The organism is Pectobacterium sp. S5, from assembly GCF_051707265.1.
GTDB lineage: Bacteria > Pseudomonadota > Gammaproteobacteria > Enterobacterales > Enterobacteriaceae > Pectobacterium > Pectobacterium polare.
Map to the genome: position 1 here is coordinate 40,355 of NZ_JAULSZ010000003.1, position 23,960 is coordinate 64,314.

Annotated in this window: 20 protein-coding genes and 1 tRNA gene; 15 read left to right on the top strand and 6 right to left on the bottom strand. The window is 49.8% G+C overall.

Annotation, left to right across the window (positions count from 1 at the left end; genetic code table 11):
• Positions 1-84: 84 nt before the first annotated feature.
• Complete coding sequence (locus QWJ20_RS12675) at positions 85-690, bottom strand: hypothetical protein (RefSeq protein WP_433992678.1); 606 nt, start codon at positions 688-690, stop codon at positions 85-87.
• Positions 691-876: 186 nt separating this feature from the next.
• On the opposite strand from QWJ20_RS12675, the gene QWJ20_RS12680 reads away from it, so the two are divergent.
• Both QWJ20_RS12680 and QWJ20_RS12685 read left to right on the top strand, forming a co-directional pair.
• A complete protein-coding gene (locus QWJ20_RS12680; RefSeq protein WP_433992842.1) occupies positions 877-2,073 on the top strand; it encodes an MFS transporter in 1,197 nt (398 codons plus the stop codon).
• Positions 2,070-2,765, top strand: a complete 696-nt coding sequence (locus tag QWJ20_RS12685) for a YjjG family noncanonical pyrimidine nucleotidase (RefSeq protein ID WP_277517159.1) — start codon at positions 2,070-2,072, stop codon at positions 2,763-2,765. The genes QWJ20_RS12680 and QWJ20_RS12685 overlap by 4 nt, the downstream gene beginning before the upstream one ends.
• A gap of 104 nt (positions 2,766-2,869) precedes the next feature.
• Here the strand turns inward: QWJ20_RS12685 and QWJ20_RS12690 are convergent, their stop codons facing one another.
• Complete coding sequence (locus tag QWJ20_RS12690; protein ID WP_433992679.1) at positions 2,870-4,519, bottom strand: DUF1963 domain-containing protein; 1,650 nt, start codon at positions 4,517-4,519, stop codon at positions 2,870-2,872.
• A 336-nt stretch (positions 4,520-4,855) separates the two neighbouring features.
• Between QWJ20_RS12690 and QWJ20_RS12695 the strand changes: the two genes are divergently transcribed.
• From QWJ20_RS12695 to QWJ20_RS12705, 3 genes are read left to right on the top strand one after another with little or no spacing between them, the layout of a single operon-like run.
• On the top strand, positions 4,856-5,875 hold the full coding sequence (locus tag QWJ20_RS12695) for an ABC transporter substrate-binding protein (RefSeq protein ID WP_433992680.1): 1,020 nt from the start codon (positions 4,856-4,858) through the stop codon (positions 5,873-5,875).
• 15 nt (positions 5,876-5,890) lie between these two features.
• Positions 5,891-6,655: an ABC transporter permease gene (locus QWJ20_RS12700; RefSeq protein WP_095992971.1), complete on the top strand. Its 765-nt coding sequence runs from the start codon at positions 5,891-5,893 to the stop codon at positions 6,653-6,655.
• Positions 6,652-7,470 (top strand): ABC transporter ATP-binding protein, encoded by an 819-nt coding sequence (locus QWJ20_RS12705; RefSeq protein WP_433992681.1) that lies wholly within the window; start codon positions 6,652-6,654, stop codon positions 7,468-7,470. Before QWJ20_RS12700 ends, QWJ20_RS12705 begins: the two co-directional genes overlap by 4 nt.
• A gap of 69 nt (positions 7,471-7,539) precedes the next feature.
• Here QWJ20_RS12705 and QWJ20_RS12710 read toward each other — a convergent pair whose 3' ends face one another.
• Together QWJ20_RS12710 and QWJ20_RS12715 are read right to left on the bottom strand one after the other, a co-directional pair.
• Entirely contained in the window at positions 7,540-8,706 is a 1,167-nt protein-coding gene (locus QWJ20_RS12710) for an MFS transporter (protein WP_433992682.1), read from the bottom strand.
• Between the two features lie 18 nt (positions 8,707-8,724).
• Complete coding sequence (locus QWJ20_RS12715; RefSeq protein ID WP_095700711.1) at positions 8,725-9,609, bottom strand: LysR substrate-binding domain-containing protein; 885 nt, start codon at positions 9,607-9,609, stop codon at positions 8,725-8,727.
• 251 nt (positions 9,610-9,860) lie between these two features.
• Between QWJ20_RS12715 and QWJ20_RS12720 the strand changes: the two genes are divergently transcribed.
• The 9 genes from QWJ20_RS12720 to QWJ20_RS12760 all read left to right on the top strand — a co-directional run bounded on the left by QWJ20_RS12720 (position 9,861) and on the right by QWJ20_RS12760 (position 20,726).
• Positions 9,861-10,478 (top strand): LysE family translocator, encoded by a 618-nt coding sequence (locus tag QWJ20_RS12720; RefSeq protein WP_095700710.1) that lies wholly within the window; start codon positions 9,861-9,863, stop codon positions 10,476-10,478.
• A gap of 139 nt (positions 10,479-10,617) precedes the next feature.
• A complete protein-coding gene (locus QWJ20_RS12725; protein WP_095700709.1) occupies positions 10,618-11,667 on the top strand; it encodes an NAD(P)-dependent alcohol dehydrogenase in 1,050 nt (349 codons plus the stop codon).
• A gap of 217 nt (positions 11,668-11,884) precedes the next feature.
• Positions 11,885-12,427, top strand: a complete 543-nt coding sequence (locus QWJ20_RS12730; RefSeq protein ID WP_130621362.1) for a LemA family protein — start codon at positions 11,885-11,887, stop codon at positions 12,425-12,427.
• A gap of 4 nt (positions 12,428-12,431) precedes the next feature.
• Positions 12,432-14,492 carry a DUF2207 domain-containing protein gene (locus QWJ20_RS12735; RefSeq protein WP_433992683.1) on the top strand — a complete coding sequence of 687 codons (2,061 nt, stop codon included), beginning with the start codon at positions 12,432-12,434 and terminating at the stop codon, positions 14,490-14,492.
• A 65-nt stretch (positions 14,493-14,557) separates the two neighbouring features.
• Entirely contained in the window at positions 14,558-16,264 is a 1,707-nt protein-coding gene (locus QWJ20_RS12740) for a DUF6138 family protein (RefSeq protein WP_433992684.1), read from the top strand.
• A gap of 69 nt (positions 16,265-16,333) precedes the next feature.
• The gene (locus QWJ20_RS12745; protein WP_095700707.1) at positions 16,334-17,260 is read left to right on the top strand and encodes a D-2-hydroxyacid dehydrogenase; all 927 of its coding nucleotides are present in this window, start codon (positions 16,334-16,336) and stop codon (positions 17,258-17,260) included.
• A 376-nt stretch (positions 17,261-17,636) separates the two neighbouring features.
• Positions 17,637-18,434: a hypothetical protein gene (locus QWJ20_RS12750; RefSeq protein WP_433992685.1), complete on the top strand. Its 798-nt coding sequence runs from the start codon at positions 17,637-17,639 to the stop codon at positions 18,432-18,434.
• Positions 18,435-18,882: 448 nt separating this feature from the next.
• Positions 18,883-20,361, top strand: a complete 1,479-nt coding sequence (locus QWJ20_RS12755) for a hypothetical protein (RefSeq protein ID WP_433992686.1) — start codon at positions 18,883-18,885, stop codon at positions 20,359-20,361.
• A 289-nt stretch (positions 20,362-20,650) separates the two neighbouring features.
• Positions 20,651-20,726 (top strand) — tRNA-Gly (locus QWJ20_RS12760).
• A gap of 236 nt (positions 20,727-20,962) precedes the next feature.
• On the opposite strand, the gene QWJ20_RS12765 is transcribed toward QWJ20_RS12760, so the two are convergent.
• Positions 20,963-21,832: a hypothetical protein gene (locus QWJ20_RS12765; RefSeq protein WP_433992687.1), complete on the bottom strand. Its 870-nt coding sequence runs from the start codon at positions 21,830-21,832 to the stop codon at positions 20,963-20,965.
• Between the two features lie 87 nt (positions 21,833-21,919).
• A complete protein-coding gene (locus QWJ20_RS12770; protein WP_433992688.1) occupies positions 21,920-22,390 on the bottom strand; it encodes a hypothetical protein in 471 nt (156 codons plus the stop codon).
• Between the two features lie 1,182 nt (positions 22,391-23,572).
• Here QWJ20_RS12770 and QWJ20_RS12775 point away from each other — a divergent pair.
• On the top strand, positions 23,573-23,854 hold the full coding sequence (locus QWJ20_RS12775) for a hypothetical protein (RefSeq protein WP_433992689.1): 282 nt from the start codon (positions 23,573-23,575) through the stop codon (positions 23,852-23,854).
• The last annotated feature ends 106 nt before the right edge of the window (positions 23,855-23,960 follow it).

Consider the following 23,960-nt stretch of genomic DNA (forward strand, 5'->3'; position numbering starts at 1 on the left):
TTCTACCGTAAATTGCAGGTTGTTGCCTGCAATTTACGTTTATAAAACAGAGTTGTGTGAACTTCACCATAGATTATAAACCATTCAAGCCGAAAGAAAGTTAGCTAGCCGACTAAACGCATTAGGTTCACGTCTGGAAGCCGGTTTTGAGAGCAGTAGATGATAGTCATAAGCATGCAGGGTGCTTTTAACTGCATTGGTTGAAACCTGGCTAAATAGTGCCGATTCACTAAAATCACTCTCAATAGTGACAATCGAATATTGTCCTTTTGTACTCCATTGATTAAAGCGAACGACTACGGAGTCCCTTAATATCATGGCCCCTTCTTTCTTATCCTCTGAAAAATAAAAATCAAAAGCAGGTTCAGCAATCCCATCAGCTAAACAAACTGCCTTATAGCATTTCAAAAGAGAAATAAGGCTCGCTCCCCGTCCTATTGAGAAGCCGCTTCCGGCATTTTCATCGAGATAAAAATAGCGTTTAAAAACAATATTCAGCTTTTTATTATGGTAGCCAACAACATAGTCCTTCTCATAAAAATGGAAATCGGTCGGATCGCCGACTAACTCATATCCTTGAGAAACCAGTTCTGTCGGTGAAAAGTCCTTAAGACCAAAAATGTCTGGATGCCGAACGGTCGATGCTTTTAGATACCTGATAAAGAGACTAAAGAAAGAGATTCTCAACATTGTTTGCCCACCGCGTATTGCGCCCCTGAGCACAATGTTACCTGTTTGTATAAGAATGTGATGGTATCATCTCTGTTCAGATGGCCAAATTTAGTGTGTTACTCCATTCCGTGTGTTACGACAGGCCAGTGTTACAGGTAAATAATTATTTTGAGTGCAAATCGAATCCAAACCCCGTCTCTCCCCGTGTTAAAGCTCCTCGCACTTGCGACAGCCGCGTTTCTGACCTTACTGACTGAGATCATGCCGGCAGGGCTCCTCAGTTCGATCGCGACGGGTCTTGATGTCTCTGAAAGTCTGGCCGGCCAGTTCATTACCGCGTTTGCTCTGGGGGCGCTGTTATCTGCGATTCCTGCTACGGCGCTGACGCGCGGCATGCGGCGTAAACCTCTGCTGCTCATCACGATTAGCGGATTTGCCGTCGTGAATGCGGTGACCGCCTTTTCAGACAACTACGTTTTATCACTGGCCGCCCGCTTTGTTGCAGGCCTGTTCGGTGGCGTGGTCTGGTCGATGCTGGCCGGGTACGCCTCGCGTATGGTTCCGAGATGGTTACTCGGGCGTGCAATTGCCATTGTCGGTGCGGGCTCGACGGCAGCGCTGGTTCTCGGCGTACCGATTGGCGGCCTTCTCGGTTCAGTCATCGGCTGGCAGGGCGCATTTGGACTCGTGTCGGTTATCGCGGTACTTCTTGTGGTCTGGATCGCGCTTTTTGCTCCCGATTTTCCGGGTGAATCGGCCGATAAACGGCTATCGCTGCCTCAGGTTGCCGCCAAGCGTGGCGTCGGGGCGACGCTTGCGCTGATCCTCACCTACATCGTCACGCACAATATTCTGTATATTTACATCGAGCCTTTCCTCGTGGCTTCCGCCATGGGGGACTGGCTCAACGGTGTGCTGTTCATTTTCGGTGCGGGTGCGGTCTTTGGCCTTGTACTGTCAGGCATTATCGTTGATGGAAATCTTAAGCGTCTCGGCCCTGCTGAGGTGTTCTTATTCGCCGCGGCGACGCTCCTTCTGGGCCTTTGGTCCGATGTACAGGTCATTCTGATTCTGGCAGTCTTTATGTGGGGCATCTCTTTCGGGGGATTCTCCGTCGTCACGCAAACGGCAATGACTCACCTTTCTTCTGACGCCGTGGACGTCGCACAGTCGATGTCTACCACATCGTGGAACACTGCGGTGGCTTCAGGGGGTGTCATTGGAGGATTACTTCTCAGCAGCGCAGGCCCAGGCGCGTTTCCGTGGGTGATGATCGGGCTATTGACGCTATCATTCCTCGTTGTGCTTCTGGGGGTTAACCGTGCGCTGACCGCCGCTAAGCCAGCGCAGTCCGTCTCCGTCAGAAGTGATTCCTTGATGCAGAGTAACCAACATTTATGAAATACCGCCATTTCCTGTTTGACCTTGACGACACGCTGTTGGATTTCAAAGCCTCTGAGCGTCTTTCGTTTGCGCGTACGCTGACGAACCTTGGCGTCGATATTGAGAATACGACCCTGTTCGCAGACTATCAGCGCGAGAATTCCCAGCTATGGAGCGAGTTTGAGAAGGGGGAAATCTCCAAGGATCTCCTGAAAGTAGAACGATTTCGGCGCACGTTTTCCCTTCATGGCATCGATATCGATCCCCACAAAGCGAGCAATCTCTATCTGGAATGCCTGCCTGAGACCGTGGTGTTGGTGGATGGCGCGGTTCAGATCTGTGAAGCGCTTGCCGAGATTGGTGAAGTTGGCATTATTACCAACGGTATTGAGCATGTGCAGGCGAAGCGGGTGGCGAACTCGGGTCTGGCGGATTGGCTCTCGTTTGTCGCCACTTCTGAGGCTTGCGGCTTCGCCAAGCCGGATGCACGCTTCTTCGAGTTCTCCGCCAGCAAGTTCAGTTCGTTCAAAAAAGCCGAGGCGATCATCGTGGGCGATAGGCTCGATGCCGATATTCTTGGGGCGAACCTCTACGGCATCGACAGCTGCTGGTTCAATGCAGGTGGAGCCGCCAACGATTCGGATATCGCGCCAACCTACGAAGCCGCAACCCTGCAAGCTGTCTTCACGCAACTCAGCGCCAAGTCTTAAGCCTGCACCACGCCACATCGACGACAATCACCACGATTAGCACACTGTGGGTTGTCGTCGCGCTTATCAAGATTGCTCACTTAGCTTTGGCAACATGCACATCCTCAGTAGTCGCAGACCAGAAATATACGGTCAAAGCGTAGGGCTGCAAGGTCGGTACGATGAATGATGAAATTCAGCGTGCCGTCATCCCACTGAAATTGTCCGTCCAGACAGACCTGAAACAGCACCAGCCAGTCCTGCGCTTCGCCGCCCAATTTCTGTGCTGCCTGCAACTCGGGTAATTCATGCTGGCTGAAGCCACAGCCGTTGATTCGGGCAATGCCCTGATACTCGGGCAATGGGGCATCAGGCGAAAAGTCTGACGGCAGCATCTCCCTTTCGACCATCCAGGCGATTTGCTCTTCCGCCGCTTTACTATTAGGTAATAGATTGAATGCCCCCAGTTGCCGTAACTGCCAGGCGTAATATTGGGCAAAGCCAAGGCGGGACAGCGCATCGTCATATACATCATTGTCCAGCTCGGCCTGCTGTTTCAGGCTCATACGCGAGCACAATAGGGCTTCAAGATGAGGATTTTGGCGCAATGCGTAAAAGCTGGGGACGGCGACGCTGGCTCTCGGATGCAGTTTGAATGCGGGCTTCTGCCCGAGCGTCTTCTCGTCATTGAAAGCAAGATCGGCAAAGCGCATGCCGCTGCACAGACGTGCGGCATCCTGCACATAGATGACTTTCCCTCGGGTTGTTACAGGGCTGCTTCCACATTCCAGAAAGAAGAATAACGTGCCTTCGCGCGGTAAATAATCTTGCAACGGTGCCAAAGCGTAGCAGTCTACCTGTGCAATAAATTCCAGCGGTACACGATAGCTCTGTGTGACGTCGTCCCAAGGGAAAATGCACTCGTCTTTTTCGTCTTCACCTTCTTGCCAGCATTCCTCGTATTCGAGCAAGGTGTCTTCTGTGACGCTGACGCAAGGGTAGGGGATATCGACGGGTAAATCCGGCAGACCGCCGAGTCGGTGGTTGCCCAGCGCTGTCTGATCGTCCTCTGCGCCATGATAGAAATCGACGCTGCTGCGTAAGGTGCCAGCCACGGCATGGACTATAGGGGCGATGGCATCCGCCGAGAGCAGCGCATCCACAAGGTGCCGCCGTAACGGAGAATGCTCCGCCAGCAGCGGGTGCAAGGCTGGATCGATGGGCATAGGGGGAGGCGTCTCGGTTGTCTTTTCCTGCTTTTCTATCTTGTTTTCCTGAACTGCGTTGGCCCCCGCTTCTTCTTCCCCTAATGCTTTTCGATGGTGACTCAATGCCATCTCTGGGGTTGTGGTGATAATCCGCAGGCTGCGCAGCGCGGTTTCTAGGGTTTTGAAATGTTCTTGTCGCTGATCCTGCGGGCAGTATCCCCCAGCGAAAAGGCAAACCGTGTCCGTTAAGCGGATAAACGCGAACAGGTAGGCAAAGCCGTAAATCCCTTCAGCCGTCATTAATAATGCACTGTCGTTTTCGAGGGTTAACGTCTTTTCCTCAAGCCAGATGAGTTTGCCATAGCTTTTACTGCAAAAAGCGCGATATCGCTCTGCCTGCCCCGTTTCTACTTTATGCAGCAGTTCCCCACTCACCGGGTAAATGTTTAGCGCAACGACGCCATCGTCAGTGGCGTACTGGCCGAGTCCCCCTTGTCCTATCTGCTCAATGGATGTGAAAGTTGAGGGGAAATCTATAGATAAAACATCCGTGTGCATGATTGGCATGACAATCCCTAACGTAGAAAAGCATATCGCCTCTGATGGATTTTTTATGATGCCACATTTGTCTGCATCAGCAAGAAGGCGATGTGCTGACGGCGAGTCACTCTGCATCACTCGCAATGCATTTTTGTAACGTTTTGCTTTTTTTTGGTGCGCTAACGCAGCCGGATCGGCGTGTTTTCTGGGGTTTTATGGCGCTAATAAACATGGCACGGCCTGTGCTTAGTCTTACATACCATCTTGTGTACAAGATGGCGCGACTCAGGCAATCGACCTGATCGGTTTTTTCAGGCTGGTGGTTATCGGCTGTTGTTAGCTCACCGTTGAAGGGGGAATACAATGAAAAATAACAATGACAAGATCGATCGTAAACGCAGGCAGTTGATGAAGTGGTCAGCAGTTAGCGCGGGCGCGTTGACGCTAAGCGGCTTGCTGCCAGGAATGGCTTTTGCCGCCGAAGGGGAAGAAATCCGCATTGGTTACTGGCCGATTGTGGGCGGCTTGCCTTTATATGTGGGCGTTGAGCGGGGCTTTTTCAAAGAAGCAGGGTTGAATGTGCGAGCGGTGAAATTCGCCAGCCCGCAACAGATTGTCGAGGGGATGATCACGGGCCGCATACACGGATGCGCCAACGGTACGGCCACCGGCGCATTGGGATTAGGAGCGATTACCTCACCCGGCCTGTTCAAGATCATTTGCTCGAATCCTTCTAATCATCGGATGGTATTAGATGAATTTCTGGTGCCGTTAAACAGCGATGTAAAAAGTATCGCGGAGCTGAAAGGCAAGCGCATCGCCTGTGGGCCGGGTATTCAGAATGTGGTGATGACCAAAATCATTCTGGAGAAAAATGGCTTTACGGCGGACGAGCTGCGCGTGACGGAATTGCCGGTTGGGCAACATGTGGCTGCGCTGGCCGCGGGTCAGATTGACGGTGTTTATACTCTGGAACCTACGGGAACCGTCGGCCGGCTGAAAGGGCTATCGCGTACCCTGGAAACCGGTGTGGTCTCGCGTTATGTACTCGATAACCCCGATGCGCCGTGGTTTGGTGGTGCGGCGGCGTTAAATAGCGGTTTTATCGAAAGTCGGGCGGCGGATGCAAAACGCTTCACGCAGGCCTATGCCAAATCGGTGCAGTTTATTCAGCAGAATCCAGAAGCCGCTCGCGATCACATCACGGGTTACACCAGCATTGAGGCCGAACTGAGTAAAGAAGTGCCTTTGCCGGGGTTTGTCATGTACGACGAGCTAAAAGGCGACAATCTGGCGTGGTTCCAGAAGTTTTATGACGTGTTCACTGAAAGAAAAATCTTCCGGCAGCCGGTAGATGTCAGCAGCCTGATTTATCAGCCTTAAGGGAGGTGCTCGATTATGCGCCAGCATTGGACGTCTAAATTATTACCCGCTGTCGGACCGATTCTGCTGTTTCTCTTTTGGCAATTGGCCGTCAGTGCGAAATGGTTGAACCCTATCTTATTGCCCTCGCCCGTCGAGACGCTGGGTTATATGTTCCAGTCTTTCGCTGATGCCAGCATGCGTACCGATATCGGTGCGACGCTATACCGTACGCTGGTGGCGTTTGGTTTTGCTGCACTGATTGGCGTGCCGCTCGGCGTCATTTTAGGTAGCAACGAAAAGATCTACCGCAGTCTGGAGTTCTTGATCGACTTCTTCCGCTCTACGCCGTCATCGGCGCTGATTCCGCTATTTTTGCTGATTTTCGGGATAACCGACGCGAATAAAATTGCCATTTCGGCGTTTGCCGCTGTGCTGGTGATTCTGTTCAACAGCGCCTATGGCGTGATGAATGCAAAGAAAACCCGTCTGATGGCGGCGCAGGTCATGGGAATTTCTCGCTGGCATATTTTTAAAGACATCATGCTGCTGGAAAGTCTGGCGCAAACCTTTGTCGGCCTGCGCACGGGTGTGTCGATGGCGTTGGTGATCGTCATTGTCGCGGAGATGTTTATTGGTTCGGAAACGGGGCTGGGGCACCGCATCATTGATGCTCAGCAGGTGTTCAATATTCGGGATATGTACGCCTCGATTCTGATTACGGGCGCACTGGGATATCTGCTTAACGTCCTGTTTTTAGTGGTAGAGAAACGAATTGTTCACTGGAGTGGCAAAGCATGATGACATCTCATACAGCGCAAGTGGAAAAACCGGATACCGCTTTTCCGCCTTATCCGGCACCGAACACCCACGTTACCATTCGCGGCTTGAACAAGTCGTTTGCGGGTCAGCCGCTCTATACCGATCTGAATCTGGATTTACCGCGCGGCAAAATCGTGTCTATTTTCGGGCCGAATGGCTGTGGTAAATCGACGTTGATGAACATGATTGCCGGGCTGATTCCCGTCGATAGCGGCGATATCCTGTTTGATGGCAAAACGCTGTCAGAAACCAGAATTGGGTATGTGTTTCAAAACTATCGTGATGCGCTTTTCCCCTGGATGAGCGCCTGGAAGAATATTGCTTATCCGCTGGTGCGCAGCGGCATGTGCAAGCAAGACGTTCAGGCGCGGATGGATGAGCTGATCGCGATGTTTGATATTCGCTTCGATCTTCAGCGCTATCCGTATGAGCTTTCAGGTGGACAGCAGCAGACGGTATGTATCATGCGCGCGCTGGCGACGGGGCCGGAGGTCATGTTTTTGGATGAGCCGTTCTCCGCGCTGGATTTTGAAATGACGCTGTTCATCCGTGACAAGCTGCAAGAAGTTCAGGTGGCGACCGGTGTGACGATGGTCATCGTGTCACACGATTTAGAAGATGCGGTATTCCTGGCGGATGAAATCCTGCTGCTGACGCGCCGGCCAACGACGGTGTCGGAGATTATTCCGTTCAATTTGGCGCGCCCGCGCGGTGCAGAGGCGATGAGCGATCCTGAGTTTATCCGCGTCAAAGCACACACGTTGGCGGTGTTCAAACGCGAAATGGCTGCCTAAGTAGCCCATCTGGCGCATCTATTTCTGGCTCCCAAGCCGTAGCAGGTTTGGTGAGCCAGATTTCTATATTTACTCTTCACCCAACGAGCGCGATACGCGTTCTTTTCTTAATACGCCCTGTATGCCGACAAACAGCACGCCGGTTAGCAGCAAGATGGCGATGAGGCCGTCGTATCCGTAAAACGTGATGGCGGCACCAGAGAAGAGCGGCCCGCTGATACTGCCAGCAGACCACACCAGCCCCAGAAGTGAATTCATCACAATCAGCCGCTGACCGGCAAATTTCTGACCCGCTCGAACCAGAGACAGCGTGTAAAGCCCGCCTGCCGCTGCGCCCAATACGATACAGACGGGGACCAGAAGTGAAGGGGAGGAGAACGAGAAGGTGATCAAGACCAGCATCACACAGAAAAGGATTCCGCAGCTGATGTGGATTTTGATGATGCCGCATTTGTCTGCCAGCCAGCCAATCGGCGTCTGAAATACGGCATCGCCCAGAAAAATGAGTGTGACCAGTAAGATCGCGGATTTTTCGTCCAAGCCCTGTTCCATGCCGTAAAGCGGAAAGAGCGAAAGGATACTGGCATCGAAGAAGGAGAAGCAGAGCACGCCAGAGGCGATTGCCGGGAGAAAAGGGACAAGATCTCGATAAGACGATGAAGACGATTCATCTGCCTGAACCATCGTGGCGCAGTTTCTCAGCATGAACGCACACGCGGCGGATATCGCGCAAATCAGCCATAGCGCATAGGTTTGCATCGGCTCGCCAGCGGCAATGAGCAGTGGCCCTATCAGCTGACATCCTGTGAAAACGGCGGCATAAAGCCCCGTCAGCGTCGCTTTGTGTTTGTCTGACGCCCGGCTGGTGACCCAGGTTTCTCCCAGTACCACCAAAACCCCCGAGGCGAGCCCGGTTAACAGACGAGGGAAAATGAGCGAAACCGGGTTTGACAGCAGGCACGAGGCAACGGTTGATGCTGCCAGAATGATCAGGCTGCCGGATAACAGATAGCTGGCGTGCAGGTGGCGGCTGAGCCACGGCGTAACGAAAGAGGATAGCATCATCCCCGCCGCTGGAAGGGCTGCCAGAATACCGAGCGTTGCCGTGCTGTGCCCGTGCTCGGCCAGCTTAAGGCTGATTAGCGGCAGCGTGTACCCTGTGACCAACCCCACGAGTGAGGCGGCGATAATCATGTTGATTGTCGTGAAATTGGCTTCACGGGAATGTGCTGTCATTGTCTTTCCAGTGCGGTTTTAACAAGCATTTTCAACCCCAGAAAGGCAGGTGGACACTTCCTGCATTAGCCAGGTATGAAATCGTACGTACTTCTCATTTTGTTCAAGGGGGATGGGCGATAACAGATAATAAGCAGAACCCTCCCGCGCAAATCCATACGGTGCATGAAGTTGCCCGTTTGCAATTTCGTCCTGCACCATCAGGAAAGACGCCATTGCCATGCCTAATCCCGATACAGCCGCCTGAATACACAGATAAAAGTGCTCATAGTCTGCTCTGGTGCTGCCTTTGAGTGATACATGCGTCTGTCGTTGCCAGGTTGCCCACGCTTTTGGTCGCGTTCCGGTATAGAGCAAACGCATTCCCTCCAGACTGTCCTTGCGATCGGCTTTGTCGCGACTTACCGGCCCCATCCATTCGTCACACACCTTTACCCCATGCGTTTGTGGATCCCAGTGAAAGTCGTCACGTCGCAGCGCGAGATCAACGCCGCTACGCACAAAATCAATCGGCCCGCCCGCCGCCACCAGATGAAGTTTGATATCGGGATTCGCCTGATTAAAAGCCGGTAGCCGCGGAATCAGCCATTTCATGGCAATCGTGGGTTCGCATGACAGCGTCAGCACGTCATCCTGCGCACCTTGCTGTAGCCGATAAACTGCGCCTTCGAGCTGTTCAAAAACGGACTGCGTGACCGTATGCAGAGAACGGCCCGCTGCGTTTAAAAAGATCGCGCGGTTACGTCGTTCAAATAGCTCAACCCCCAGCGCATCCTCCAGCAATCTGATCTGCCTGCTGACGGCACCATGCGTGACATGCAGGGACTCGGCGGCTTTAACAAAGCTACCGGTTTGTGCGGCCGCTTCAAAGAAGCGAAAAGAGGCTAACGAGGGAATTTTCATATACACGATGAAATTTGACAGATTTATACCAAGATAAATCGCTTTTTTGCCACATGCAAACGCTGAATAATCACACTGCCTTCAAGTTTAAAAAGCCTAATGGCCTAAATAATGAGGAAATGTCGTGGGATTCGCATCTTTGCTAGCCGTATTACGTCAGTGATTTTTGCATTCCTCCTTTAGTCTGTCTGTTACCCATCTGTGCAAAATCATCGTGAAAAGTGATGGCTTGCCGAACAAGGAAAACGTTAATGAATGAGTTAATTGCCGTCGCGACGATCACCATTTTGGCGGTGATCAGTCCGGGGCCTGATTTTGCTATGGTGACTCGCAACAGCTATGCCTTTGGCTCGCGCGCCGGTTTACTCAGCGCGTTTGGCATTGCCTGCGGCGTCCAGATCCACGTGATGTATACCGTTTTTGGCATCGCGGTATTCATTGTGAACTCTCCGATGCTATTTATGGCGATGAAGATTTTGGGCGCGTCCTATCTGATTTATCTGGGATATAAATCATTAACCAATACGACAAAAATAACATTAGAAGAAGCGTCCGGTCATGCGCCGTCATCGCTTGCTGCGTTTCGCATGGGCTTTCTCACCAACGCGCTTAACCCAAAAACCATGCTGTTTGTCGTCGCTACCTATACCCAGGTTGTGCAGCCCGGTAGCCCAATGAGCCATAACTTTGGCTACGGGTTATTCATGTCGGTGGCACACTGGGTCTGGTTCAGTATTGTTGCGCTGTTTTTTGCTGCACCGGCTATGCGCCGCCGACTTATCGATCGTCAACATTGGGTCGACAAAGGTATTGGTGTTGCGCTGATTGCGTTAGGCGCGTCTCTGGCGTTCACCAAAATTACTCTCTGATAAGGGGAAATTTACCGGATCAGGCAAGAAAACCATCGGAATGCTATACCTACCTGCTGAGGGATTTAGGAAAATAGTCGATTTCTTAACATGATCGATTCTCAACATGATCGGTTTCTCAACAGAAAAGGAAATAGCCATGCTTGTACATGCGTATGGGGCCCATGCGGGCGATAAACCTCTTGAACCGTTGCAGATCGTCCGTCGTGCGCCGGGAGCCCACGATGTCCAGATTGAGATTGCGTACTGTGGCATCTGCCACTCGGACCTGCATCAGGTGCGTGCTGAATGGGCAGGAACACAGTTTCCCTGCGTGCCTGGCCATGAAATCGTCGGGCGAGTATCGGCGGTAGGGGCCCATGTCTCCGCCTTCAAGGCGGGCGATCTGGTCGGTATTGGCTGCATCGTGGACAGCTGTCGGCACTGTGAAGAATGCGACGATGGCTTAGAAAACTACTGTGATGGGATGGTCGGCACGTATAACGGCCCGACTGCGGATGAGCCCGGCTGGACGCTTGGTGGCTATTCTCAGCAGATCGTTGTGCATGAACGCTATGTGCTGCGCGTCCGTCATTCCGAGGCGGAGCTGGCTGCGGTCGCGCCTCTGCTGTGTGCAGGGATTACGACTTATTCGCCGCTGCGCCACTGGAATGCCGGGCCGGGTAAGAAGGTCGGCGTTGTGGGTATCGGCGGGCTTGGTCACATGGGGATCAAACTGGCGCATGCTATGGGTGCTTATGTTGTAGCGTTCACCACGTCTGAATCCAAACGTGAAGATGCCAAGGCGCTGGGTGCAAACGAAGTCGTGGTGTCTCGTAACTCGGAAGAAATGGCAGCGCACGCGGGCAGCTTCGATTTAATCCTGAATACTGTGGCTGCGCCGCACGATCTGGATGCGTTTCTGGTTCTGCTGAAGCGCGATGGTGCGCTAACGCTGGTCGGTGCGCCTGCGTCACCGCATCCTTCTCCGAACGTGTTCAACCTGATCATGAAACGCCGTACGGTGGCGGGATCGATGATCGGTGGCATTCCTGAAACGCAGGAAATGCTGGATTTCTGTGCCGAGCACGGGATTGTTTCCGATATTGAGCTTATCCGCGCTGACGAAATCAATGAGGCCTACGAGCGGATGCTCAAAGGCGATGTGAAATACCGCTTCGTCATTGATAACGCCACGCTGAACGCCTGATTGGCCTAGGCCCCACAGCACGATTTCTCCGTGCTGTGGGGCTGTCATGACATGATTTATCACGCCTTCTCTACATCATGAGAAAAACCAAACCATCGTAATTTCCTGTCACCAACGATGCGTGAATGCAGTACTATTCTTCGGTACTATTCCTTGTCGCGCCTTTACACCAACGCGTTGATTTTCCTTCTCTATCATAGCGAAAAGACAGTTTAAAATGGAAATTTATCTTGGTTTAGCTCTGGTTGGTCTGGTGGTTATCTGGGCGATTTTTACCTATAACCGATTGATATCTCTGCGACGTTTTAAAGATGAAGCTTGGAGCGGCATTGCGGTGCAGTTGAAGCGCCGTCACGATCTAGCCCCCAATCTTCTGACGTTGGTCAAGCGCTACGCACAGCACGAAAAAGATCTGCTGGAAGCCATTTCCCGTCAACGTGCCAATCAGACTGGCAGCATGCGCCAAATTGCCCAGAATGAACGGGAATACTCAGGAACGCTGGGGCGCTTTTTTGCGCTAGCAGAGGCTTATCCTGACCTGAAAGCCAACCAAAATTTCCTCGCCTTGCAGCAATCGCTCTCTGAAATTGAAGAACAGCTTCAGATGTCACGCCGTTATTTCAATGCCACGGTGCGGGATTTGAATATTCAGGTGGAATCCTTCCCCGGTCTGTTAATCGCCAACCTGTTCCAGTTTAAAACCGAAACGTTCTTTGAACTGGAGAATCCCGCAGAGGGTGATGTTCCACGGATGGAGTGACGTGATGGCAAGGTGGGTGGACGCTCTGCGCCGTTGCGGCTGGCTGGTTTTACTCGGGTGGAGCGCTCTGGTTCAGGCAAACGTGCTGGATAAGATGTTTATCCCCGGGGTTAGCGTTGCGCCGGGAATGACGGCTTCTCAGCAGACGGCGGACGAACGTATTTTGCTGTTTGATTCGCAGGCTCGCTTCCAGACGGATGGCACCATGCTGGTGGATGAGACCATTCAGGTTCAGTCGACCGGCGAGCAGGTCAAACGAGGGATTTTCCGCATGCTCCCGCAAGTTTGGCATCGGCAGGACGGCAGCACGTTCCGGCTGGCGTACCAGATTACACAGGTGCTGCGAGATGGCGAGCCGGAAAGCTACAGCATCGAGCAAACGGGTGAACAGATTAAGTTACTGATTGGTCGTGCCGATCGTCAGCTGCAACCCGGAGTCTATCGCTACCGTATTCAGTATCAGGTGAGTAACCATTTCAGCCGCTTTCCCGATTGGGATGAGCTGTATTGGAACGTCACCGGCAATGGTTGGAGTTATCCAATAAATCAGGTGCGTTTTCGCTTGCTCCTGCCGGAGCAAGCGGCGTTTCTCTCCGCCAGCGGTAAAGATTCTCGTCTGCAATCGATTGACGTCTATACCGGTCCGGTGGGTTGGAAAGGCGATAACGCCCGTATTCTGACTGATGGCAGCATCGAGACGCTCGCACCGCTGCATCCGGGGGAAGGCGTAACGGTCGCCTACACCTGGCCGCGGAGTATTCTGGCTTCCGCCCCGGCACCGCAAGAGGATTCTCTGCTGGGGAATTGGCTCTCGCCCGCGTTGAAAAGCGGGATACTATGGTTTCCTCCCTTTCTGATCGTGGCTTACTACCTGTTTTGGTGGAGTAAGCATATAACCCCCCTTGGCTTAACGAAACCCGCAGTCGTGCCGTTGTATAGCGTTCCCAATGGCATTTATCCCGGCTATGTACGTTATCTCTGTCAACGAACCTACGATAACGTGGCTTTCTCCAGCGATGTCTTGGATCTGGTTGCCAGGCGTGCGATTGCGCTGACAAAAGTCATCCATAAGCCGAGAAAAAGCCGAAGTGGTATGACGCAGAGGCGAGAAGAGCAGTGGCTCACTCGCTTACCTGAAATCGGGTCTATGAAGCTGACACCTGAGGATAAAAAGCTCCTCAGCACCTTGTTTCCCGGCAAGACGAAGAAACTGGATATTACGGAAACCAGTATGCGTTCGGTACCAATGCAGAAGGCGCGCAAGGCTCAAGAGGCGCATTATGAAAAAATGAACCCGACGCTGTTTTTATCGATTGCAGGAGCCGTGAGAGTGGGTCTCGCGCTAAGCCTGTTGGTTCCGGTGCTGTACGGCTTTTTCTTCAATCTCTGGACGGCAATAAGCACGGTCATCGGCATGCCTTTCCTACTGTTCAGTATGATGCTGTGTCTGCAATTAATTAAGTACGCACGCTTTTCCGCGCTGCTAAAGAATAGTGAGAAAAGTAAAGCCTCGCTTTTTCTGGTGGTGGCCGGGTTTCTCTTTACGCTGCCGTTTGGTCTCGGGCTGTTTCGCTTACTGACATCGTCTCAACTGCCGACAGACTATCAGGGTGCCTTATCGGTAAGCCTATTACTGTGTCTGGGTTTCTTCTGTATCGTCCCGCGCCATACCCAGAAAGGGTTGAATGGTTTGGCCATAGCCAAAGGGATGACCTTGTACCTCCGCGCCGCAGAAGAGCGCCGTTATGAAACGTTGTATCCGCCCGATGAGCGAGTGACTCATTTTGAACGTATGCTGCCTTATGCGCTGGCGTTGGGCGTGGGGGAAACTTGGGCCAATACGTTTGCTCAGTATCTGAAAAGCCACCAAATGGCCTCTGACGTGTTCTCCAACACGCAGTGGAACGGAATATCCCAGTTCAACCGCGTGTGTAGCGCCTCGTCGATAACGGTGGTGAGCTCCGGCTCTGGCGGTGGAGGTGGCGGCAGTTCCAGCGGTTCAGGCTCTTCCAGTAGGGGATCGTCGGGGGGCGGTTCCGGTGGAGGCGGTGGAGGCGGTTGGTAAATCTCATCAATACCGTGCTTTGGGGCAACATTTCATCTGCGATAAATAATAAGGAAAAATAGAAAGTGACGGATAGGCATTCAAACGACACTGGGGTATCACCACAACACGACCTGCCGATGCGGGATGAATCGCTTACGGCAATCAACAAATGGTTTGATACGCAGGAGCAAAGGGAGGGGCTTGATGAGATTATATCGCGAACAACATTGCAGGCTGGCATCCATGACGATTTGATACTGGATTATGCTCCGGGGCGTACGTCGATATCCCCTGAATCAAAAAGTGATGCCGACGGGCTGTCGCCCGGCAGCCGCAAAGGGGCACTGAGCGTCGCGCAGATACAGGAAAGTATCGTTCCTGTGCTGGCTCAGGCTATCGCGCAGCGTGTTGAGAAACTGGCAGATACGGCGCTGATTGACTATCGGTTTTGCTTCCGTGCCATCTTCCCAGCAACGGAGGGACGCCTGCTGGTTACGCTGTTTACATTCACCAATGAGGTGAAAAAACAGCGGCTACTTGAGTCTATTCACGCCTATACCGATCGGCACCTGACGCATGGCAATGCGCCGACGGAGTCGCTGCAAACGTTCTTTCTGGCTCGTCACCTGCTTGATGTACAACTATTTTCCTCGCAGGATATCCACTGGATCATGGCGCAATTTGAGCAAATTCAGCAGCGAAACGCCGGGCATGCGGAGTTGTCGGAGCATCGGCGCAATATTATCGGTGCATTAAAAACGTGGGTAGAACAGCAATTTCTGTTGCGGTATTGCGATGTGTCCCAGCCTGAGCATTCTTTTGAGCCGGAAATCTATACCCTCAAGCCCGGGATCACACTGGCGTTGCAGGATCCACAAACGCTTCACCCCATAGAGCTCGTCCTCTATGCCGCCATCATGATTCTGCGTTATGAGCCTTCCTACAGTAAGTCTCAGGCGCTGGAATATCTGGATATCGCGAAGCAGTTGGGCTACCCGCGTGCGTTAAGCATCATGGAAGAGGGAAGTGGTGCGTTTGAGAAAGCGCAGATTAACCTGAAGAACGAATCGCTGGAATGCGTGGCGAATGATGTGTTCTCGACCATCACCGTCCGTATTCGTCAGGAAAGCGCCGAAGCGTATGAGCAGGCGCTACTTTTTATTACGCGCTTACTGACGCTCGGTTTTCCAAAGAGCTACAAGATCGTCCTGAAATCGTCGGTGCGACAGTACCTTCCCATCAAGGGGTTGGCAAAATCAGATACCCATCGTTTTTTTGCTAACGCGTTGCAATATGCATCGAACTATCCGCTTCTTGAGGATTATGCGCGTACCGCGATTGAGGAATTTGAGTGGTACGCCGATTCTGAAGGTGAGAAGTGCATCATGCCGGGAAGCTATGCGGTATTTGGGCTGGGTCTGACCGATGCAGGGTATTTCACACTCGTAAAGGCGTATATGGAAAGCGTGGATGATGAGCATCAATCGGTACAGGATGCCTTCATTCGTGCGTTTTTCGATAAGCATAGCGTGACGGCGAAGAACGTGGTGACGCTGGTTGCCTGCCTGAGCCATGCAACAGAAAGCCTAAAATTGAATATGTTGCCTGCGTTAGAGGATGACGCGTTGTTCGAACAACTGGTCGAAGCAGTGCGGCTGCGGGAACCCGCCGTGATCGAACATATTTTATATCTCATCTGGGGCAACACCAAAAAGCTCGCTGCACTGGTGAAAAAATCGGAAGCGAAGCGCGGCGTGCTACTGACGTCGCTCATTCAGGCTTCTGCCTAATCGTAAACGTAATGACGACAATGATCTGAGTGAGGCTGAAGGTGCCTCACTCTGCTAAGGAACGTGCTTATGACCGCTATTCTGCTGCTGGACTCGCGAGCCGATGAGATTGGTTCTGTCTTAAATCATGCTGCACCGGAGCTTGAGCTGGTGCTCTCAAACGGTACGGCAGAGCAGGCTGCGAGCTGCCCGATTTGGCTGGGTGAACCTGATACCGCTGCCGCATTGCTGGCTCAGGGAGCCAAACCGAAGTGGCTACAGTCGACCTGGGCAGGGTTTAAACCGCTGCTGGCCAATGAGTTGCCGCGTGATTACCGTTTAAGCCGTGCCGTTGGCGTGTTTGGGCAGCCTATCGCCGAATATGTGATTGCCTACATGCTCAGGCATGAACTGCGTTTGGGAGAACGGCAAATCAGTCAGGAAGAGCGGCGCTGGGATCACCGTTTGCCAGGATCGCTGGCGGATAAAAACGTGCTGATTGTCGGTGCGGGAGAAATCGGCTGTGAGGTTGCAGGCTTTCTACGGCCTTTTGGCGTTGAGCTATACGGTATAGTCAGTACGCCAAGGCAGCGACCTGATTTTAAACGGATCATGAGCTTAGCGGAGTTACCCGCTGCGGTGCCGAAGGCCGATTATGTCATCAACCTTCTACCGGACACTTCAGCAACCACCGATATCTATGATGCCCGTCTGTTTGCTGCTATGAAGCCTTCGGCGCTGTTTATCAATGTCGGGCGGGGTAGCGCTGTGGTGGATGATGATCTGCGGGCGGCGCTATGTGATGCGCAGATTGCGGGCGCGGTGCTGGATGTATTCAGGCAAGAGCCGCTACCGTACAGTCATCCATTCTGGAACACACCGAATCTGACGTTGACGGCACACATTGCCGGACCGATGGTGCCGGGGCTGATGGGGCGATTATTTCTGGATAATCTTGCTCGCTTCCATGCCGATGACGCGCTGCGTGGCGAGGTGGATTTTAGTCGCGAGTATTAAACGATAAATTTATTGTTAGCCTTGAAATGATTAATTTTTATAATAGTAATATGTAGTTTCTATTATAAAGAATTCTGAAAAATAACCGTTAATACTCTATTAGGGTTGCATAATGCAGTCCTAATGTAGCCTGTTCCAAATCATGCGTTTAGGGGAAGTTACCTTATTAGGCTTATTCAAAGATAAGCGAATATTGAGATAACCTATCGCGATATACCTATATCCGGTAGTTAGCATATTTTTCGGTGTGCTGGTGGCTCAGTTCAGAAAGATGTTGGTGCAGGAGAAAACACATTACTCATGTCACATTGAGCACATTTGCAGGGAAACCTTGCCGCACAGCATAAAATGATGACACACAGGAGCAAATGGTATTATGGATAGTATTTCTACCTTGGGATCGTACGCAGCGACATTGTCAGGACAAAGCAGCCTGGCACTGAATAACAACGCTGAACAACAGAATGTCACGAATAATAAAGTCGTATTAACTGAGAAAAACATCGAACGTCAGGTTGTAGAGATAAGCCCAGAAGCGCTCGCTAAATTTCAGGCTGAAGTCGCAAAACCGAAGTTGGATGGTGCGACACCTGAGCAGCTTAGAACGACTGCAGGGGCGAGCGTTGTTCAACCTAGTGAAGAAGAACTGGCCAGACGCAGACAATTAGCCTCTGCGGATATTAATATCGAGGAGTATATTGCTGGACATCATCGTATTCGTGAATCTGATGAGGCAATTCTCCATCGTATTGCTGTGCAAGATCAGATGGAGAAAACGTACTTGTCTTTCCTTGAGCAACTTGCCGATGAACATCCTGATTTACAGGCGGCATTTTTTGGCTTCAGTGTAAATAAAGATGGAACGTTGTTCGTGACGCAAACTGATGGGTTGAACCGGGAACAAATTAATCGCTTGGAAAAGGCGCTGAATGATTCTGAAGGAATGGTTACCTTAGCCAACCAACTTGCGGATGCCCAGATTGCGGAATTTAATAGTCGCCTTGGACTAAAACCCAATGTAACGCTTAACCGAGATACTTATGGGCAAACCATCGATATGGGGCTTGAATTTTTCACCAAGCACATGTCTAGTCTCGCGACTCGTGATGGAGATGCTGGTGGGATCCATAAAAAAGCGATGGATAGCACGTGGGATAGTCAACTCTATAAATAGGCTATCTATTGCCGAGGATGCAAATGTAGAGGTCGGCTCATTGCGGACCTCTTCAGCACGAGTGACAAGTGCCGTTCGTTTCAAAAGCGTGAATCTCTTCACATTGCTGGCACTGGGTGGTGCTGAGCAGTTATTTCTGGATAATTTCTATCAGCTTTATAATGTCTCTCAGTTTTCATGCTGATAATCCTCTACGTAGAGAGATCGCTTTTAATCGAGAATATTAAATTATTATGTGGCGAATTATAGATGGTGAATTAATTATATTTAATAATAATTTCAATTCGCTCATTTAAAAAATTTCATTTTAAATGTTTTGTAAGATTTTATTGAGATTATATGTCGTGTCGGTGTAATACTACTTCCGCTTAACGTTCAGTATTTGTTAATTATTAAATAATAAGTCTGCGCTCTACTTAAAGATCCTCAAGGATAAGGAAATATTGGGATGAAATACCATCGTTTAAATGTATATCTTGCGGCTGCAGGATTGGCATTCTGCATGGGCTCAGCGATTGCTGAAACCAGCATTTCTGTTGAAGTGAAGGATATTGGGAAACTGCAAAATAAAGGCACGGTTTCTGTATTTGATGCCCCTAATAGTATAAAGGCGCATGCTGCAAGTAATTATAAATTTCACAAAGCTGAAAATGAGGGGGTTGTCGTTATTGCTCCCAATGCTCCCACTGCGCAGGCTGATGCAAAAAATGCACAAAAAAAGCCGTTATCAAGCAGCCAGGCTCTGGCCAATGACAGTTCATTCACCCCGCTGTGTCCGACTCTTGCCGTAAACACCATTTATACGCTGGACGGACTGCAAAGTGGGGGCAGCGCCTGTTATCACTTTGAAATCACTCAGCGTTCTAAAACAACCGCGTTCGTCGTAGGCATGAGCCCTGAAACCGATATTGCTCTTAGTTTGATGCGGGATGATGGTCAGAATAATGTGACAGCAATTAATTATTCAAATCAGGCGGGAAATACTGATGAGGCTACGTTGGATTTAACGCCACCGGGGCACTATTACTGGTTTATGGAGGCCAATACGGCAGATGGTTCTGCTTTTAATTTTGGTGCTATCGTCAATGCGAACATAGACGCTTATGAACTGAACGATATTCCTGCTCTGGCCTTTTCTCTGCCGGATGGCCTGAATCGAATTGCTGGTAATTCTGATAGCGATTCTGATGCGGATTACTACGCCTTTACTGCAATACGTGGCCAGCAGGTTTTTCTGCGTCTTGATGGCGTTGATAGCGGAACGAATAACAATTGGTTACTGGCATCTTCTACTGATGGTGGAAATACCTGGACAACGCGTAATACGGCGCAGGGATATACTATTGTTCCGTCTCAGCCCAATGATAAGATTTTGGTGAGAGTCTTGCCTAATCCATCAAGATTACCGACAGTTTCTCAGATTTACAGAATGTCGTTAGGCTCCAGAATTGCTGCAGGTTCTATCTCTGTTGAGGGAGAAAGTAACGTTCTGCGGATCCCGAGCTCAGCATGGGCACCTTATGGCTTTATGACGACGCAAGCCTATCGCGACGTGACTTGGCGCGTGCGTACTCCTGATTCAACAGGAGCCGGTATTCCAAATGTTGAAGCCGTTCTTTATCTTGACCAACGTGAGGATAATGGCTCGTTGGAATTTGGTGCGAGCAATGCCCATATTATAAAGACGGGGTCAGATGGGAGTGCTTCGGGGGTTGTGAAGCTGGATGCCTGTCATGCCGATTACACGACACAGTTCCAGGACCATAATCTGGGCTATATCAATACGTGGAGCACAACTTTTGATGTTGGCGCATGGCGTGTTGAAATCCCTGCTCAGCAAGGGTCTGGTGTCGGTGGGGATAATGTCACTCACGTCACATTTGGGCACCTCTGTAAGCAAACTTTGTTGAAAAGCGTAAAATCCTGATACGCAGAAGCTAATGAAATATCAGGCCGCCTTAAACTCGGGCGGCCTTGTTGTAGGCGCTCTCATTGCTCTACCGCCACGGCGCATAGCGGGTTAAAACTGGATGGTAAGGTTTTCAGTGAAAAGGGCTTGCCACGTTAAGTTGATTGGTACATAATGCTGACCGTCGAATCACTTGTTTAGTAAATAATGATTAAATTCATTAAGTTACATGTAATTTGGCAGGGTTTAATCAGTTTTGGTTTCGGCATGGTTGGCTGAAAGTAAAAGATAATAAATCCGATTCTCTGCGGGAATAGCTCAGTTGGTAGAGCACGACCTTGCCAAGGTCGGGGTCGCGAGTTCGAGTCTCGTTTCCCGCTCCAAAATTCTTCATCGTTTTTTCCAATACCTTCCAATACACTGATATCAGGTTCTTATCTCTGTACTGCTATGAATTCATCCTTGTTAAATATTTATACCCTAAGACGCCTTTAGACGCCGATTTTCCAGCTGCTTGTTCAATCCTTTACTGCGGTTAAGAACATCGAGCGTAGCAGCAGATTAACGCTATCTTAGTTGAGTTCTTGGCATGTTGTTCAGAAATTAGCATCGAACGCGGCTATTTCATACTATTCCAGATAGTGTTACCTGTCTTAAGAAGATCCAGCATCATCATTGGAAGTCCCTGTACAGGATTTCCGTCGATCAGGTTAAATCCATTCTTTAACCCAGTTTCGGTGACGAAGAACACCCCATCGACATTTCGAAAGTCCGGTTCCTCAGAATGCAGCGTAATCTCGCTGGAGGTTTCAACGATAAAGTTTTGATTTCCAGTCTGTGCATAGACAGAGAATTTACCAGCGAAAGGCTGGCTTTCATTTACAGTGCCCTGACCGAAAGTGTTCACAACTTCTTCCAGGAATTCAAAATTTGTTCGATGATCGAACGAAAAGCCAGGATCGAGTACATAGCGTAAAAATCCCGAATCCAGCGATGTTTTAGCGATTCCATCACCGTTTAGTATGCGTGTGGCTGTTACAGTATCCGTTTCGGTAAATTTAAACGTCTGCATGTGCCCACTGGTATCATATATTCCTCCGCTATTGACGTTGGCACTTACGCCCCCAAACATACGATAGTCACCCAGATCTCTCGCCAGAGCGTCCACATACCCCAAGTCTGTTCCTTGCTGTTGAGTCTGAGCGTACAACTCGGACAACATACTGCGATCCTCAGTGGTGAGGAAGTTAACAGAGGACATCTGCATCGTAGTTTCGGTTAATTGTGTCTGAACTGACGGGATGGTATCTGTACCACCAAACAAGCGAGACATCATCAGCCCTTTACCACTTATTTGGGTCTGTTTTGTCGATAATATCTCATCCTGCGCGCTATTTACCTGGGCAGGCAAGGGGCGAACTGTTTTTTGGTCGTCGCCTGATATATTTTTCATCTGAGCGTATGCCGCTGTGGATGTATTGATAATCATAATAGAAATTTTCCCTTGCCTGTTTTTTAAAGAAAGCTTGAAATATCTCGCTACCGTCAATTAGAACGATGTGAATAGTTCATTAGGTTAATAAGTATATTCCCAAGTAATGCTCTCTTTTTGTGATGGGTGTAGATTCTCTCCGGGTTTTCCCGTAAGTTTGTGCTGAATTTGAATCCGTGCGCCGTAATCAAAACGTAATTCATTGAATTGTGACGTTGTTCCAGATATACCTTTAGGTACAACAATACATTTTGTTGGCGACGTCTGATAAGGTAGATAATAACATATGTCGACACTTTCAGTATATGCAGTGGGATAGGACGCTACGCTATAATTTACCTGAGTCAGCTTCTTGGCTTTGCTCAATGTTCCAGAAGGAAACTTTGTTGGACTAGCATGAAACTGGTTCAATGCAGGGGTACTTGAGCCATCAGAATAAACAAATCTTATTTGCGCTGCTTCTGTGCTACTGATACTGCCAGTGGCGGCCATCAAAGGAAACGCTGCTACACTGGCAGCAATCAGTAGGGACAAAGAAACAAATTCCTTCTTCATGATTTCTCCTAGATATTTTATGTTTTTTTACTCATTACAGATCTTTTCTGCATTAGGCATCATGGTGGTATTTTCTGCTCTCGATATCAGGATGTCAGTCTCTTGACAGCCTTGTTATGAGGCAATAAATGTCCAGCCATTGTGTCAGCAGATCCGGTACTTTGTTAACGGTTCCTATATGACGATTTCCTTCCAGCCAGTGTATTACGACTCGGTTGGGTGCCCTATACGAATCCCGCATTCACTATCCATTATTAACGGAATAAGAAAAGTGAAATTTTATGTTTATAAAAAATAAGTCTAACAGATGAGCGTTAAAGTGTGTCGAATGTTGTTTGTCTATAACGGATCTGATTTTTAATAATATATATCATACACATCTATAGTTTGACTGTTGTTTTTTAATTGGCGTTGTCGCTTAACAATATGATTACAGTTATTATTATTGTGATCATTGTTTTTTGTGTGTTTTTTTATTTGTTGTGGTTGGTTTTTATTATTGCTAGTGCTTTGTGATTTCGACGAATTCATATGGAAATAAATTAAAGTTTTTGCCACCTTTGCCGTTAAATTTCATAAAGATTAACATTGTTTTTTAGTGATCCTCTGGAATTATGGTGGAGGGAATAATATTACGTCGCCACTGGAATGGACTTGTGGCGTAGATTCAAGGTCTGTGCCGCATCTGAGCTGGGCGAATGTTCCGTCATACAGGCAAAGAATTTTGGATTCACAATGAAATAATAAGTAGACGATGTATTTTTATTGATAGACGAGAGGTCGTGTTTTGTATAAAACGCATCGCTAGCGCTATTGTTATGTATGTTATGGGGACGTTATGCATCATTGACGTCCCTTTTTTGACTCGATCAGCTTTAGTTGAATAGCACTGCGGTATGTTCAATGTCATTGCATCGCTGCTTTTAATAGGGGCAGATTATGGAAAAAATAAATTCACTTGATGTTGTATCCAGCCACTATGGTTGGAAAAAGCGCTGTTGATGCAAAGGCTATGCATCGGTTAAAGAGAATAATGCAACAACGACGAACAATGAGAGCACTAAGGTATCCGCACTCGCTTGTCAGTTAAGCGAAACTGCTATTCGGGCTGCCGCCTGAGATGCAGGAACCGATCGTGATGGTGCAAATCCGTTCAGGGGGATGCCTCGCGAGCAGTTAGCGTTGATCGCCTACGATGAAAGTGGCGATTTCACCGTCAATGAAAGACGTGCGGCCTGGTTGGAGTCTTATGATCAAGAGCAGCAGTGGAAGCGTGCAGCGATCGCCAAAATGGATGAGAAGTATAACCGTACTGGACAAGTCTCTTCTGGTACATTGTCAGAGATTCTGAAGCATTACACATCCTTTGGGCAATTGAAGAAGCACAATTGCCCAAAGGATACGATGCGCAGCTATTGTCTCAGATTCAAGCTTCGGAAAGCGGTGGCTTACCTCAGAGCGTAAAAAACTTGCAAGCATTTCTGGATCGTATGACGGAGAGTTTGACTTTTCCTAAAGCACAAACAGTAGGATAATTCGACTACTGTGATGTTTTCGGGGATCAGAAAAG

What these genes read in the sequence shown, in the direction of transcription:
- QWJ20_RS12745 (WP_095700707.1), top strand. Translation starts at nt 16,334, where the DNA reads ATGACCGCTATTCTGCTGCTGGACTCGCGAGCCGATGAGATTGGTTCT.
- QWJ20_RS12700 (WP_095992971.1), top strand. Translation starts at nt 5,891, where the DNA reads ATGCGCCAGCATTGGACGTCTAAATTATTACCCGCTGTCGGACCGATT.
- QWJ20_RS12755 (WP_433992686.1), top strand. Translation starts at nt 18,883, where the DNA reads ATGAAATACCATCGTTTAAATGTATATCTTGCGGCTGCAGGATTGGCA.
- QWJ20_RS12705 (WP_433992681.1), top strand. Translation starts at nt 6,652, where the DNA reads ATGATGACATCTCATACAGCGCAAGTGGAAAAACCGGATACCGCTTTT.
- QWJ20_RS12730 (WP_130621362.1), top strand. Translation starts at nt 11,885, where the DNA reads ATGGAAATTTATCTTGGTTTAGCTCTGGTTGGTCTGGTGGTTATCTGG.
- QWJ20_RS12715 (WP_095700711.1), bottom strand. Translation starts at nt 9,609, where the DNA reads ATGAAAATTCCCTCGTTAGCCTCTTTTCGCTTCTTTGAAGCGGCCGCA.
- QWJ20_RS12685 (WP_277517159.1), top strand. Translation starts at nt 2,070, where the DNA reads ATGAAATACCGCCATTTCCTGTTTGACCTTGACGACACGCTGTTGGAT.
- QWJ20_RS12770 (WP_433992688.1), bottom strand. Translation starts at nt 22,390, where the DNA reads ATGAAGAAGGAATTTGTTTCTTTGTCCCTACTGATTGCTGCCAGTGTA.
- QWJ20_RS12735 (WP_433992683.1), top strand. Translation starts at nt 12,432, where the DNA reads ATGGCAAGGTGGGTGGACGCTCTGCGCCGTTGCGGCTGGCTGGTTTTA.
- QWJ20_RS12710 (WP_433992682.1), bottom strand. Translation starts at nt 8,706, where the DNA reads ATGACAGCACATTCCCGTGAAGCCAATTTCACGACAATCAACATGATT.
- QWJ20_RS12695 (WP_433992680.1), top strand. Translation starts at nt 4,856, where the DNA reads ATGAAAAATAACAATGACAAGATCGATCGTAAACGCAGGCAGTTGATG.
- QWJ20_RS12765 (WP_433992687.1), bottom strand. Translation starts at nt 21,832, where the DNA reads ATGATTATCAATACATCCACAGCGGCATACGCTCAGATGAAAAATATA.
- QWJ20_RS12725 (WP_095700709.1), top strand. Translation starts at nt 10,618, where the DNA reads ATGCTTGTACATGCGTATGGGGCCCATGCGGGCGATAAACCTCTTGAA.
- QWJ20_RS12750 (WP_433992685.1), top strand. Translation starts at nt 17,637, where the DNA reads ATGGATAGTATTTCTACCTTGGGATCGTACGCAGCGACATTGTCAGGA.
- QWJ20_RS12690 (WP_433992679.1), bottom strand. Translation starts at nt 4,519, where the DNA reads ATGCCAATCATGCACACGGATGTTTTATCTATAGATTTCCCCTCAACT.
- QWJ20_RS12675 (WP_433992678.1), bottom strand. Translation starts at nt 690, where the DNA reads ATGTTGAGAATCTCTTTCTTTAGTCTCTTTATCAGGTATCTAAAAGCA.
- QWJ20_RS12720 (WP_095700710.1), top strand. Translation starts at nt 9,861, where the DNA reads ATGAATGAGTTAATTGCCGTCGCGACGATCACCATTTTGGCGGTGATC.